This is a genomic window from Auritidibacter ignavus (genome assembly GCF_003703835.1).
In the GTDB taxonomy this organism is placed as follows: domain Bacteria; phylum Actinomycetota; class Actinomycetes; order Actinomycetales; family Micrococcaceae; genus Auritidibacter; species Auritidibacter ignavus.
Genome location: NZ_RDQR01000012.1, coordinates 57,667 through 72,653, shown reverse-complemented (window position 1 = coordinate 72,653; position 14,987 = coordinate 57,667). Strand labels below are relative to the sequence as shown.

At 58.9% G+C, this 14,987-nt stretch carries 9 protein-coding genes and 1 pseudogene; 8 read left to right on the top strand and 2 right to left on the bottom strand.

Annotation, left to right across the window (positions count from 1 at the left end; genetic code table 11):
* The first annotated feature begins 117 nt into the window (after window positions 1-117).
* The 4 genes from DYI20_RS07530 (at window position 118) to bioD (ending at window position 4,799) form a co-directional block, all read left to right on the top strand.
* Entirely contained in the window at window positions 118-1,209 is a 1,092-nt protein-coding gene (locus tag DYI20_RS07530) for an NAD(P)/FAD-dependent oxidoreductase (protein WP_166769841.1), read from the top strand.
* 370 nt (window positions 1,210-1,579) lie between these two features.
* Entirely contained in the window at window positions 1,580-2,914 is a 1,335-nt protein-coding gene (gene bioA / locus DYI20_RS07525) for an adenosylmethionine--8-amino-7-oxononanoate transaminase (RefSeq protein ID WP_110101448.1), read from the top strand.
* Entirely contained in the window at window positions 2,911-4,065 is a 1,155-nt protein-coding gene (locus DYI20_RS07520) for an aminotransferase class I/II-fold pyridoxal phosphate-dependent enzyme (protein ID WP_122549235.1), read from the top strand. The genes bioA and DYI20_RS07520 overlap by 4 nt, the downstream gene beginning before the upstream one ends.
* Window positions 4,062-4,799, top strand: coding sequence for a dethiobiotin synthase (gene bioD / locus DYI20_RS07515; protein ID WP_199445909.1), 738 nt, complete (start codon window positions 4,062-4,064; stop codon window positions 4,797-4,799). The genes DYI20_RS07520 and bioD overlap by 4 nt, the downstream gene beginning before the upstream one ends.
* Window positions 4,800-5,144: 345 nt before the next feature.
* Here bioD and DYI20_RS07510 read toward each other — a convergent pair whose 3' ends face one another.
* Window positions 5,145-6,218 carry a sigma-54-dependent transcriptional regulator family protein gene (locus DYI20_RS07510; RefSeq protein WP_110101410.1) on the bottom strand — a complete coding sequence of 358 codons (1,074 nt, stop codon included), beginning with the start codon at window positions 6,216-6,218 and terminating at the stop codon, window positions 5,145-5,147.
* Between the two features lie 123 nt (window positions 6,219-6,341).
* Here DYI20_RS07510 and DYI20_RS07505 point away from each other — a divergent pair.
* A pseudogene (locus DYI20_RS07505) lies at window positions 6,342-8,169 on the top strand (NAD(P)/FAD-dependent oxidoreductase).
* A 59-nt stretch (window positions 8,170-8,228) separates the two neighbouring features.
* A complete protein-coding gene (gene rlmN / locus DYI20_RS07500; RefSeq protein WP_110110947.1) occupies window positions 8,229-9,620 on the top strand; it encodes a dual-specificity RNA methyltransferase RlmN in 1,392 nt (463 codons plus the stop codon).
* A gap of 1 nt (window position 9,621) precedes the next feature.
* Here the strand turns inward: rlmN and DYI20_RS07495 are convergent, their stop codons facing one another.
* Window positions 9,622-10,086: a hypothetical protein gene (locus DYI20_RS07495; protein ID WP_110110946.1), complete on the bottom strand. Its 465-nt coding sequence runs from the start codon at window positions 10,084-10,086 to the stop codon at window positions 9,622-9,624.
* 241 nt (window positions 10,087-10,327) lie between these two features.
* Between DYI20_RS07495 and DYI20_RS07490 the strand changes: the two genes are divergently transcribed.
* Together DYI20_RS07490 and DYI20_RS07485 are read left to right on the top strand one after the other, a co-directional pair.
* Window positions 10,328-11,560, top strand: a complete 1,233-nt coding sequence (locus DYI20_RS07490; RefSeq protein ID WP_110098161.1) for an acyl-CoA dehydrogenase family protein — start codon at window positions 10,328-10,330, stop codon at window positions 11,558-11,560.
* A 148-nt stretch (window positions 11,561-11,708) separates the two neighbouring features.
* Entirely contained in the window at window positions 11,709-14,969 is a 3,261-nt protein-coding gene (locus DYI20_RS07485; protein ID WP_243857475.1) for a DEAD/DEAH box helicase, read from the top strand.
* Window positions 14,970-14,987 lie beyond the last annotated feature (18 nt).

Below are 14,987 nucleotides of genomic sequence, written 5' to 3'. Positions count from 1 at the left end.
AGGCACGTCGAGGTCTTTCAGATGGCTTGTGTAGGAACTTCCATCATCGGAAGGCCTCGACCTCTATCCAGCTATCGACGCGCCACTTCCCCGAGACCCCCGTCTACACCCTCGATTGTGAAGAGCCCCTTTGCCGGGGCCAGTCATCGCTCTTTCGCCTGGATTAATGCCAATCACAAACTCCCCGAAACCTATCATCAACTCAATAAAGCAGGAATTCACGCGCACGCGCAGTTCCAGGAATCGGTGTTGGATCAACGACGAGTGGAGGGTGATTCACCCTTACAGCCCTGGTTCCATCAAACCGGGTCAATCATGGCCGATCTTGGCACCGAACGCCAGGAAACGTATGGCCAGCGACTGGAAGAATCGCGTTCCCTGGGTTATCCGGTGGAGGTGATTGACCGGCAGCAGCTCCATAAGCTGGAACCGAGCATTGCATGGCCACAGGACTTGGAGAGCGCACTGTACTTTCCGATGGAAGCCTGGCTCGACCAACAAGGCTTAGCCGATGAGCTACTACGTCAATTAGAGCACCACGGGGTTCGCTTGACGGTCCGGGAGGTGATCGAGGTCATTCCCGGTCCACAGGGTGCCCGTGTGGTTTTCCGCGATGGGCCCCAGACGAGGGGAGATAAGGTGGTGCTGGCAGCCGGTGCATGGTCTCGTCAGATCGGGGAACGATCCGGATTCACGATTCCGACCGCCGATCTTGGTGAGCAGAGTACCCGCACGCACTCGCTGATTGGAGTGACAAAGCCAACCGATGCCATGCTGAACCGGGTGATCATCAGTTCAGCGATGAATGTTCGGCCCCGAAATGATGGCCGGTTCTGGGTTCAGATACCAGCCATGGAAGAACGCGTGGTCGAAGGCGAAACCGCCGAGCTACTGGAGGACACCTCGACCGTGATGCGTCAGCGGTTGAGGGAGTTTTTCGGAGTCGAGATCGAACTCGAGAAGGTGTACTACTCCGGTCGCAGTTTCCCTATCGATGGATTGTCTATTGTCGGTTACCTGGATGACCACGAGACCATCTATGCCGAAGTCACCCACTCGGGCATGACGCTCGCAATGATTCTTGCTGAGCTCGTCGAGCAGGAACTCTCGGGAACACCGAGCACGATGCTCGACAATTTCCGTCCGCAACGTTTTGATCATGGAAACGCCCCCGAGGCCGACTGGGATTACTTTATCGGCAAACAGTAGTCCGCGGTCGTGGGGTCATGAAGCACACCTCCTATCCCGTGGGTCGGAGACACTGGGCTGATTGTAGCGCGTGGTGTGATCAAAGCGCGGGCTGGGTATGGTGACGGTGAACCGTTCTGGTGCTCACCCACCAACTGGATCCAACCTCGAGGAAGACTAGTCGTCCTGCGCCGGGCGAGGAGCAGATCCTGAAACCCCGGTGCGTCATCGAATGCTACAACGGCCACGCGCGCCCTATTTCACCAGGGCAAATTATGGGGGGGGCGTGTCGATTTGGCACCCAACTGAACAGTGTTCAATAATAAGAAGATGTTTAGATCTTCGTCACACCCCAGTGATGCTCGCGGTGTCGCTACGGACCAGGTCCGCCATGTCTGAACCTGTACCTGGGGCTCAGGACAGTACATTGCAGCGGGATACTGGGTTGCTGTGGCACCCGTACGGCCCGCTCGATGCTGGTGCACACTTTTCGGTAACCGGTGCCGAGGGGCCCTACGTCAACCTGGTGGATGCTGCAGGCACCAGACATCGGCTCCTTGATGGAATGAGCTCGTGGTGGTCGGTCGTCCACGGCTACCGGAACCCGGTGATGGATGCGGCGCTGACCCAGCAGATCGGGCGTTTCTCCCACGTGATGTTTGGCGGACTGACCCACGACCCTGCCGTGGAATTGGCTGAACGCCTCGTCGAGGTCACCCCGGCCGGGCTCGATCACGTGTTCCTGGCTGATTCCGGGTCGGTCTCCGTCGAAGTCGCCCTCAAGCTGGCGATTCAGTACCAGCGTGCCCGCGGGCGAGAACGCGGTACTTTCCTTGCTCTTGAAGGCGCCTACCACGGCGACACGACCGGGGCGATGAGTGTCTGCGACCCGGTCGGTGGCATGCACGCGGATTTCGCCTCCCTCCTAGCTGAAAACATCTTCCTCGCCCAACCTCCACTCCCTGAGGCACCCGCGGCCGAGGTGCAGGCATGGGTTCGTGAGGCAGAAAACCTCGTGGATACCTCTGCGGGCAAGCTGGCCGGCGTTATTGTTGAGCCCCTGTTCCAGGGCGCGGGAGGAATGCGACCTTACCATCCGGCGGCACTGCAGGCTCTGCGACGATTGGCCGATGACATTGACGCAGTGCTCATCGCCGATGAAATAGCCACCGGCTTTGGGCGGACTGGTAGCGCTTTCGCTTCGCAGGTTGCCGGGATTACCCCCGATGTCATGTGTCTAGGTAAGGCTCTCACCGGGGGATATGTATCCATGGCGGCTCTTCTGTGTAGCGGTCCGATTGCCGAGGTTATTACCCGCTCCTCATATCGCGCGCTCATGCACGGCCCGACATTCATGGCCAATCCCCTTGCCTGTGCGGCCGCGAACGCCTCCCTGGGGCTGCTCTTCGGCGATGAAACCAGCGGGTGGCAACCGGCGATCGAACGCATCTCCCCGGCGCTGGAGGCCGGTCTTGCGCCGGCCCGGGAGTTGCCGGTCGTCACTGGGGCGCGCGTAACTGGCGGAATTGGTGTTATCGAACTCAACCGGCCTGTCGACATCGGCCTGACCACCCGCGTTGCGGCCGAACACGGGACATGGCTCCGACCCTTCCGGCGCCACATCTACACGATGCCACCCTATATTTCCACGGCCGAGATGGTCGATAGAATGACGCAGGCAATGGTCGCTGCGGCCGAGGCACATTCCCAGGAGTCGGCATCATGAACGCGATCACTGCTCGCCTTGCAGTCGCCAGTGATCGTCGTGTCACGGCCAATATGGACCGTAGCGACTCAGCGCTCGCCGGTCTCGACCTCGCGTCGAACGACTACCTCAGTCTCTCTCGCCACCCAAAGGTTCACGCTGCCGCGGTAGCCGCGGTTGAGGAGTTCGGCACCTCGGCACGCGCATCCCGTCTTGTCACCGGGACGACAGGCGCGCATCATGCCTTGGAAGCCGCCCTGGCCCAGCGCCTGCGACACCCCGCCTGTGTGACCTTCTCAAGTGGCTATATGGCCAACATGGCGGCTGTCACAACATTGGCTGGTCCCAACACGCTCATCATCTCCGACGCGCATAATCATGCCTCGCTCATCGATGCGTGCCGGTTGACAAAGGCGCCCGTGCATATCGTGGCACACAACGATACGGCAGCTGTTGAGACCGCTCTGGCTGAACGGGCTCACCCTGAGGCGCTTGTGATCGTCGAATCGATCTACTCCGTCCTCGGCGATGCCGCGGACCTTGAGACACTGCTCGATTTGTGCGCCCGGTATGATGCCATGCTCCTTGTCGATGAGGCCCACGGGCTGGGTATCGCTGGTACCGGTGAGCACACCGGATTCGGTGCTACCGCCCAACTCAGCGCGCACCGCGACCGTCTGGTAGTCACCGCGACGCTGTCGAAGGCCCTCGGTTCTCAGGGTGGTGCTCTGCTGGGTAGCGAGCTCGTCCGCGATGCCACAATCAACACCGCCCGCTCGTTTATCTTCGACACCGGCCTGGCCCCGGCTAATGCCGCTGCAGCCCATGCCGCGCTCGAGCTCATGACCCCCGACCGTGTGGCCGATATGGCAACGGCTCGAGCTCAGCTCGCCGCCGCGCTCGAGGTACCGGTCCCGGCCGGTGCGGTGCTCTCGGTGCCGATGCCCACACCCGAATCCGGGGTGCGAGCTCGAGAATTGCTCCGCGACGAGGGCATCCTCGTGGGGTGTTTCCGGCCTCCTTCAGTCCCCGATGGCATCACGCGAGTGCGGTCTACAGCACGCGCCGGTCTCAGTGACGCGGAACTGGAACGTGCCTGCACGCGCATCCAGGCGATCATCCGCGCCTGCGCCTTATCAGCGTCCTCTGGTACCCGGGCGGCCGACTCATGATGCCCCGGTACGTGTTTGTCACGGGTACCGACACGGGGGTCGGCAAGACCATCACGACAGCTGCGCTGGCTGCAAGGCTGTCTGCCACCGGGCGACGAGTGATGATGGTCAAGCCGGTCCAGACCGGTCATATTCGCCCCGACGATCCCGAACGCGCCGTGCTCGAGGCGCAGTATTCCGATGTCGTCACCGAATCCGATGCACAGATCGTCGCCCGGCTTGCCGGCATCGAAACCTTCACCCACGTGACCCTGCGATTGCCGATGGCGCCGGTACCGGCCGCCAGGGCCGAGGAAGTCTCGTTACCGACCGTTGATGAACACGCTGCCCTGATCCGTGCACTGGCCACACGGACTGAAGCTGACCATGTCCTCATCGAGGGTGCCGGTGGTGTGCTTGTCGACTTCGGTGGCCACACGCTGGCCGATCTCGCCCGAGCCTTAGCGGTCGACTTAGACGGAGACGTCAGTGCTATCATCGTCGCCCGTTCACGGTTGGGCACACTTAATCACACCGCGCTGACCGCCGAAGCGCTCTCTCATCGTGGCGTCGAGGTCAGCGGGATCATCATTGGTTCCTGGCCTGATCCTGCCCTACCGGTCGATGTCGACAACCGCCAGGCGCTTTCAACGATTGCCCCGTTACTCGGGGCGATACCGGCGGCGGTCGGCCATAGCCTTGGTGCCGAAGAGTTCCAGGCACAGGCACCACGGTGGCTAGATCTACCACTGTGATTCGTCTCAGGAGCGTAATTCTGATTCCGATGGCGCAACAGGCTGGTTAGCGGGATGAATTCCAGAACCGGGCATTTGCGGTTGAACGGAATGTGCTCACTGTTAGGCAGGATGCTCGGCCGTGGGTCTGCTCCCGGACGTGGGAGGAACGGTGGCTGAGCGAGAATACTCCTCCGGCCACAGTTATTGCGTCGATGGGCGATGACTGATCCCTTGTTTCTCGTGTTGCCTACCGGGACGACCATCAAGGCTGTATTGCCGAAGTCAGCTGGCAGAAGAGAAGCTTTTGGGCTCACTCAGTACGATGCTTGAGTACTTTCGGTCTCGAACGCTCCGGGACTTCGGCTAGAGGTCTTGGTCTTGGAATGCCATTTCGGTTCGGCGCCACCGAATCTGTTGTGACTTAGTACCTGCTGAGCGCACGAGCTGTTCGACGTGTTGATCCAGCCAGGCCCGCCACTGCAAAATCCGCTCATTGGCCGAGTGCGCTAGTAGTGGTTGGGTATAAAGATCGAGGACTCCATCAAGATCTTCCTCGCTGAGAAGTTGCTCAACTTTACTAACGTCGGATGTAACCACGACATCTTCGGCAAACCGGTAGGGCTGGGACAGCAACGCATCACCGAGCACTTTTCTGAGTCTGTGCATCTCCGTCCTTATAGTTCCGGGTAGTCCGAAATCCCCATAAAGTTCACCGGTCAGTTCCGCTGCCGACCACCCGCGCCGGCGTGACTCCAACATTGCGAGAACCTCTGCCCCGCGCAAGGGTATTTGCGTCCATCCCCGCCCAGGCACGGAGACTGCGGGCTGAGAACCAAGCAACCTGAGACGGACTAGGTTAGCTTCCGAAGCTTCTTCTAATTGCGACCGGAGTAAACCGGTTGCCAGGCCGGCGCTGAACTGAACCATGGCGGTGATATCTTCGCTGATGGTCGTGCACGGGCCGGTGATATCGAGAATTCCGATGACAGACCCTGATCTGGGACAGGTTATGGGGGCCGCCATACAACTAAATCTCTGGTGGCTATAGGCAAAGTGCTGTTCCCCGGAGACGAGTGATGCTGTTTGTGTCCTTAGTGCCTGGGAAATGGCATTGGTTCCCACACTGGGTTCGGACCAACCTGCGCCCTCCACGAAGCCAATCCGGTCTGCCTGGTTGAGCATCTTCGAGGTGCCGTATCTCCACAACACGGTTCCGAACGAGTCGGTCAGAATCATGACCTGCTCGTGAGAGCTGCACATTGAAAACGCTTCCCACAGCGGAGTAGCAATGTCCGATAGGCCACTGCGGAGCCGTTGCAACTGGACATCATTGTCGCTGTGGACCAAAGCTGGTTCCTGTAAGTCGCGAGAAAGGCCCAGTTGAGCGCATCGGGCCCATGCAGCGGTGAGTTCTCCTTTGGTTTCTGTAACCGGCATGTAACCCCCTAGGTGTTAACCTCGGAGCATCAATGTGATTGATGTCACTATATCAGTCTGCACGGTGTGTTGAGAGATGTCTGTCGCGGACTGGTATAAGACGACGAATTCGAGGAGAAAACCATGACAAACGAAAACACCCGTCAGGTGCATACATCAGTTCAGGAATCAGCTATTGCCATCGCCGAAAACTGGCTTCAAAGCTTCTCGGAAGCTTTGGACTCCCATAACGCCGAACAGGTGGTAGAGGTATTTGAGCCAGACGGTTTTTGGCGAGACTTCGTGGCGTTTACCTGGAATCTCTACACTGCTGAAGGGCACGAGCACATCAGGGAGCTCGTCGCTGCGACCCTGGAGCAGGCATCACCACGCAATTGGCGCATTACTGAGGAACCGGTCACCGAGGATGGAGTTACCACCGCGTGGCTAAGCTTTGAGACCGATGCTGGGAGAGGGGAGGCGATTGTGCGGATCCGTAACAACGTCGCCTGGACATTACTGACTATTCTCGAGGAACTTCGCGGGTTCGAAGAACGGGTGGGTCGCCGTCGCCCGCAAGGAGTAAGCCATCGCATCACTAAAGGACGCAAGACATGGCTCGAAACTCGTCAAGAGCGCGAGCAAACACTCGGGGTAACTGAGCAGCCCTATACGTTGATCGTTGGGGGGAGGCCAAGGCGGCATCGGGTTGGCATCACGCTTGGAGAATCTTCAGGTGCCCACTTTGGTCGTCGATCGTTACGAGTCTCCGGGAGATGCATGGCGTAACCGCTATAAGTCTCTACACCTGCATGACCCTGTGTGGTACGACCACATGCCCTATATGAATTTCCCCGACAACTGGCCGGTCTTCCCGTCCAAAGACAAGGTCGCAGACTGGCTTAAGTACTATGTGGATCTCATGGAGCTGAATTACTGGTCCAGCACTACCTGCACAAATGCGCAGTGGCACAAAGAAACGCAACGCTGGGAGGTCCGGGTGGACCGCAACGGCGAAGAGGTCACCCTCTACCCCACGCACCTGGTCTTCGCGCTGGGTGTCTCCGGATACCCACATGTTCCAGTGTTCCCCGGCCAGGCTGAATTCGCCGGCGAGCAACATCATTCCTCTCAGCACCGTGGTGGTGAGGCTTACGCGGGCAAGCGTGCGGTGGTGATTGGATCTAACAACTCCGCGCACGACATTTGTGCCAGCCTCTGGGAGCACGGCGCGAACGTGACGATGGTTCAGCGTTCCTCCACACACATCTCGCCCAGTCATTCACTTATGAAGCTCGCGCTCGGACCCCTGTACTCCGAAGATGCAGTGGAGGCAGGAATCGATACAGACCGGGCCGACAGGCTATTCGCTTCCTGGCCTTACCGAATTCTGCCGGATGTTCAACGCCCGGCTTTTGAACAAATGCGCGAGGAGAATGCGGAGTTTTACCAGGCATTGGAAGATGCGGGCTTTAGCATCGACTTTGGCGAGGATGGCTCAGGACTGTTCCTGAAGTACCTACGACGTGGTTCCGGATACTACATTGACGTCGGAGCTTCACAACTGATCATTGATGGTGAGGTGAGCCTGCGCAACGGGCAGGTGGATCACCTTACGGAGCACTCGGTCGTACTCGCCGATGGCACGGAGTTGCCCGCGGATCTCGTGGTTTATGCCACTGGCTTCGGCTCTATGAACGAATGGCTGGCCGACATTATCTCCCCGGAAGTTGCTGACACCGTGGGGAAATGCTGGGGTTATGGCTCCGATACCAAAAGGGATCCCGGTCCTTGGGAGGGAGAACTTCGCAATATGTGGAAACCCACTAACGTGAAAAACCTCTGGATCCATGGCGGTAATCTGCATCAGTCCAGGCACTATTCCAAATACCTGGCGATCCAGCTGAAGGCCCGCTATGAAGGGCTGGACACGCCGGTGTATAAACTTCAGAAATCACACCACAAGTCATGATGTCTGGATGGTCGGTTTGTAGACCGTGGGTGCGGTAATCATGCGATAATTAAAGCGTTATGTCGCAACGTTATACCCCACGCCAGCCAGGTACCCGCCCCGTGAAGCGCGAGACCGATCGCGCAGGTCGAACGCGCCTGAATCCGCCGAAGCGGGCACTGATGGACGAAACCGAGGCGCGGGAACTTGCCGAAGATCGAGCACGCCTCAAGCGTCACGGATACGGTGCGCCCAGCGAGTTTAGCCCGCGCCGGACCGATAACAACCGTCCCCAGGTGCGACCCCAGACCGAAGGATGGGTCCAACAGACCGGGCCCGACGGGCGTCCACTGCTACAGTTCAAGCAACGGCCCAAAGTCGCTCAACCCCAAACACATCTGGCGGATTTGAGCCTGGAAGAACGTGAGGCCAAGTTGGTTGAGTTGGGATACCCGACATTCCGGGCCAAGCAGCTCTCGACCCATTACTTCACCCACTACACCACCGATCCGGAGCGGATGACCGACTTGCCCGCCGGATCCCGTGACGAGCTGGTTGCCGAATTTTTTCCATCGTTGCTGACTGAAGTTCGGAAACTCACCACCGAAAACGGTGACACCGTGAAGTTTCTCTGGCGGCTCTTTGACGGTGCCCTGGTCGAGTCCGTGCTGATGCGCTACCCGGGCCGGATTACCTTGTGTGTCTCATCGCAAGCTGGCTGTGGCATGAACTGCCCCTTCTGCGCCACCGGGCAGAACGGGTTGACTCGCAATATGTCCGCCGCTGAGATCGTGGACCAGATCGTGCATGCCAATCGCTTCATCGCCGAGGGTGGACTGGGTGGACGAGCCCACCATGAATCCGGTGAGGCAGAACGGGTCACCAACGTCGTCTTTATGGGCATGGGTGAGCCCCTGGCCAACTACAAACGCGTCATCGCCGCGGTCCGCCGCATGGTCGAGCCCAGCCCCGCCGGATTGGGAATGTCGGCTCGAAACATCACCGTTTCCACCGTGGGTCTGGTGCCTGCGATCAACCGTTTGGCTGCCGAAGGCATTCCGGTGACCTTCGCCTTGAGCCTGCACGCCCCGGATGACCAGTTGCGTGACGAGCTAGTGCCGGTCAACTCGCGCTGGTCGGCCGATGAAGCCATCGATGCTGCCTATAACTACTACAAGGCCACCGGTCGTCGTGTCTCCATCGAGTACGCGCTGATCAAAGATATGAATGATCACGCCTGGCGCGCCGACCTGCTGGCGAAGAAACTCAATGCCCGCGGACACGGATGGGTGCACGTCAACCCGATTCCGCTCAACCCCACTCCCGGCTCAATTTGGACGGCTTCGGAACCCGAAATCACCGACGAGTTCGTACGCCGACTCAATGAAGCCGGGGTACCGACCACCTTGCGTGACACCCGTGGTCAAGAAATTGACGGGGCCTGTGGTCAGCTGGCGGCCGACAACGCCTAGATTAGCGTTGGTTGGCGATTTCCAACGGGGTCGGATAGAGCGACCGGGCTTTCTTAGTCGGTAGCACTGTAGCGCTGACCGGGTGCGGACCGGTGGTGCCATCTGAAGTCGTCGAGCTCGGCTGATCAGGGGGCGGTTGACAGCCTGCCCGGGCGCCGGTGAGTAACTCAAATAATGGGTCCAGCATGGACTCGATGTCCTGCAGATCCTGTTCGGAGAGGATGCCCCCGTTTTCTTGTTCCAGCTTCTCGCGACGGACCAAGTGCGCCAGCAGTGTTCCCCGATAAATATCGACCTCATCCTCGAAGCCGACGGTGACCTTTTCGGAGCCACCAATGACCAGCTCAATGGCGTAGGGAGTACGGATGAGGCAGCTCAATGTTCCGGTCACGGTGCGATTGCCTGCATTCACTTCGATAAGTTGCTCAATATTTCTCAGGTCCAAGTCCTTCGCCGGTATTCGCATTGACTGATCCTTTATCTCTTCCTGACGATCCGGTCCTGCTACAGCACGTAGCAATAGTGTCCTAGTTCACATTTGTTTGAAAATATTTCACTAGGTCGCGCCCTGAATGTCTAGTGTTTCTGTCAAAATGGTGTCATTTTTCGGTTCTTTTGCATCACGATTCAACCCCACAGCGCGCAATAGCCGCGGTGTGCTCTAGACAACAATCAATTGCAACCGTGAACAGCGGTAGCATGTGAGTATGACAGAGAACACTTTTCCAGGCCGTACTGAGCCCGACTACCACGTGACCGATGCCCTCGATGTTGACTACTATCAGGTCTTCTCCGATATCCCCGACGAAGATCGTGCGGTGTGGTTGCGCGCCCGCGATTATGCTGAATCCGTCGCTGAGCAACTGGCTGATGGATGGAATAAGCACGAATACTCGGTCTCGATCGCCCAGGGGCTCGGCAAAGCAGGTCTGCTCAGCGACGGGCTCGACCACCCCGACCTGGAAAAATTCTCTCCGCTGGCCACCGGTCTGGTCAATATGGAGCTCTCCCGTGTTGACGGATCGCTGGGCACCATCCTGGCAGTCCAGGGTGGGCTGGCACTGCGAACCCTGGTTTACTTCGGTTCTGAAGAACAGAAAGCAAAATATCTCAAGCCCCTAGCCACGGTCGAGATTCCGGGGGCGTTTGGTCTGACCGAACCCGATCACGGCTCCGACTCGGCCGGTCTGGAAACCCAAGCCACCCGCCAACAAGACGGCTCCTGGGTGCTTCGTGGCTCGAAGCGCTGGATCGGTAACGGCGCTGCCGGGGGCATCACCTTCATCTTTGCTCGGGTGAACTCCGAAGGTGCAGAAGACCACGGCAAGGTGCGTGGCTTTATCGTCCCACAGGAAACCGAAGGCTACTCGGCCACACCGATCCGCTATAAAGGGTCGTTGCGCGGTATCGACCAGGCCGATATCTGGCTCGACGACGTGCACCTGCCCGCTGATGCGGTGCTTCCAGATATGCACAATTTCAAAGACGTCTCCAAGGTACTGTATGCAACCCGTGCCGGTGTCGCCTGGTCGGCACTGGGTCACGCCACCGGATGTTTTGAAGCTGCTCTGGCATATGCCACCCAGCGCAAGCAGTTTGGCAAGGTGTTGGCCAAACACCAGATGGTTCAAGAGCGCCTGACCCGGATGCTCTCCGAGTTGGTGAGCATGCAACTCTACTGCGTGCAACTGGCCAACTTGGAAGCCAACGGCATCCTTCGTCCCACCCAGGCATCGCTGGCTAAGTACAACAACACCCGCACCGCTCGGCGGATTGCCGCTGACGCCCGCGATTTGATGGGTGGCAACGGCATCAAGCTCGAGCACGGTGTCATCCGCCACATGGCCGACATTGAAGGTATTCACACCTATGAAGGCACCGAGTCGGTGCAGGCCCTGCTGATCGGTCGTGACCTGACCGGACACGGTGCCTTCGCCTAAGTTGCTTGCTCGCGCTGTGGCGTGACACTGTCGCCCTCGTGGTGGCTGGAACCCAATATGCTGGTTCCGGCCACCACGTGATTTTTAACCACCTCCGCCCACGCGGCAACTATGTGCAGAAACAGCTGCACCTTATAGTATTTTCGGTATGAGTCGCCAGCGCCCCGACCAATCTGAAATGCCTCTTCCCCTCGGAGCCTACGAGGCGCTACTTACCCACCGCCGACAGAGCCAATTGGACCAACGCCTGGCTGACGGGACCGTCGAGGCCTCTATCCGCCCGGTGGCTACTGGGGAGGAAAACTCCCAGCTGGCCCAGTATCTTTCCGGACTCATCCAGCGCGCGCTCGAGCACTGCGACACCACTAAAAAACGCCTTGCCCTAGCCGAGCGCGTGATCGGCGTGCTCGGAGACGAGTTCGCCGCCGACCAGCTTCTTCCCGCCCCGGAGTCAAAACCACGGGCGCAACAGCTACTCGACCTGGTCAGTGCGGAACTCAGCGACCACAGCACCACCCATCGCGTGAGCGACAACTCAGCGTACCGCCTGGTGCGTCCAGAAACACCATTATCCGAGGCCGGATTGCTGACCCACAGCCGAGAGGGCGAACCACAGATCGGAGCCGAGATTCGTTCCGAGCTTGATACGGCCGATCGCGTCGACCTGCTGATGTCGTTCGTGAAGTGGTCCGGGTTGCGGCTTTTCGAAGCAGAACTGACCAGACTCAAAAATCGCGGAGCCACGTTCCGTGTGCTGACCACCACCTACATCGGTGCCTCAGAACGAGTAGCGATCGACCGGCTCGTCAAAAAATTCGGGGCCGAGGTCAGAATCAGCTATCAGACCACCAGTACCCGGTTACACGCCAAAGCCTGGTTGTTCCATCGGTATTCGGGATTCTCGACCGCCTATGTGGGGTCCTCGAATCTTTCCCGGGCGGCCATGCTCGACGGGTTGGAATGGAACGTTCGCCTCTCCCAGATCGCCACCCCGGCGGTGATGGACAAATTCCAAGCGACCTTCGAAACCTTCTGGGCCAGTGCCGAGTTTGAGCCCTACGACCCCGAACGCGATGGCGATCGGCTGGAGCGTGCGCTGGTAGAAAACCGACATGACGGCCCTAGCGTGACCATGACCGTCGGCGATGATGTGGTTACTGATATCAGCGGACTGGAGGTGCGCCCTTATCCGCACCAGGTCATCATGCTTGAACAATTGGCCGCCGAACGAGCCGAACACGGCCGAAATAAAAACCTCGTCGTGGCAGCCACCGGCACCGGCAAGACCGTGGTGGCCGGACTCGACTACCGGAACCTCGCGCAAACACCCGACCCGCAGAACCCCTGGCGCCATGATCCACCACGGCTATTATTCGTTGCCCACCGCCAGGAAATCTTGCGCCAATCCCGGCGGACTTTCCAGGAGATCTTGGCCGACGGGTCTTTCGGAGAGCTCCTGGTCGATGGAGCGAGCCCACGGACCTGGAACCACGTCTTCGCCTCCGTACAATCACTTCACGATGAGGTCATCACCCGCATTGATCCGGAGCATTTCGACGTGATCATCATCGATGAGTTCCACCACGCCCAAGCACCGACCTACCGGCGTCTGCTGAATTACTTCCAGCCTCGACAACTCCTGGGACTCACGGCCACCCCCGAACGTGCTGATGGCGTCAATGTGGCGGCCTTCTTTGATCACCGCATCGCGACCGAAATGCGACTGTGGGACGCATTGGAATCAGATATTTTGGTTCCCTTCCACTACTTCGGCATCGCCGACCTCGACGAGTTGGATCTCAGCCGGCTGCGGTGGACACGAGGCCATTACGACGAAACCGAACTCAGTAACCTCTACACCGGCAATGACGCACGCGTGCGCCTGGTGGTTAAAGCACTGCGTGATAAGCTCACCGACCTGAGCCACATGAAGGCGCTGGGATTCTGTGTCGACGTGCAACACGCCGAGTTCATGGCCACCCGATTTAACCAGATCGGAATTGCGGCCCAGGCGATTACCGGAGGAACCCCGAGTGACAAACGCCGGCTGTATGTGGAACAGCTCACTACGGGCGTGCTGAAGATGATCTTCACCGTGGATGTGTTCAACGAGGGTGTGGACATCCCCGAGGTCAACACGGTGGTCTTCCTGCGTCCGACTGAATCACCGGTGATTTTTCTCCAGCAACTGGGTCGTGGTCTGCGCCGTGGCCCCGAGAAGAACGTGCTCACAGTGCTGGATCTGATCGGGCAACAGCACGAAAAATTCCGCATGGACCGCAAATTCCGCGCGTTGACCGGCTCGGGTCGTCGCAGACTCGTTAAGGATGTCGAACACGGTTTTCCCTACCTGCCTGCGGGCACCCAGATCGTCCTCGACCAGATCGCTAGCGACCGGATTCTCGACAATCTGAAGAAAAACACCTCCAGCACCAAAAACGCTGTGATTCAAGACGTGCGGGAACATCTGGGGACCCGGAACATTTGGCGCTATACACTCCATCACTACCTCACGGAGGCAGACCGCACCATCGAGGACATCTACCGCTCGGCTGGCTCCAAACGGTCGTGGACCTCCATCCGTGCCGAGGTGGCAGGCGACGACGCACCGGTGACTGACGAAGGCCTCACCACAAGCTTCGGAGCCTTTCGTCTCTTGCACGTCAATGACGAACAGCGGGTGAAAATCTACCGCGAGCTCATCCACGAACCCTTCAGATACGAGGCACTGACCGAGCCAGAACAACGCTGGGCGCGGATGTTCTACTTCTCTTTCCTGCATCCTTACCAGAAGGACGACACGTTCGCCTCCTATGACCACGCGTTCGACTGGCTACGGCACCAAAAGATCCTAGTGGACGAAATTGAGCAGATTTTTGAGCACAATCTCGCCACCGCCCGGATCGTTCCCGCCACCACCGCCCTGGGGGAACAGGTGCCCCTGGTAGCCCGGGCCAGTTACCGCCGCGAAGAAATCTTGGCTGCCTTGGATGTCTCCAGCTGGGAAAAGCCTCGAGCCTCCCACGTTGAGGGTGTCCAGTACTCGGAGGCTTTTGAGACCGATGCGTTACTGATTAACCTGCATAAATCCGAACGTGATTTTTCCCCGACCACGATGTACCGGGATTACGCGATCAGTCCCGAGCTGTTTCACTGGGAGTCTCAGAGTAGAGTCGGTCCCGATTCACGAGCCGGGAAACGCTACAAGTGCAAAGCGGAGAACGGGACCCATACGATGTTGTTCGCCCGGCATTCTCCCACCGATGTCATCGGCACCCGAGCCTTCGTCTGTCTCGGCACCGCTGACCTGGTCTCCTGCGAAGGCGCGAAACCGATGACCATCATTTGGCGTCTCCATCAGCCGATGTCCCAAGAGCTGACAAATATGGCCAGCGCCGTGGCCTCCTAGACAACCCGACTATGATGG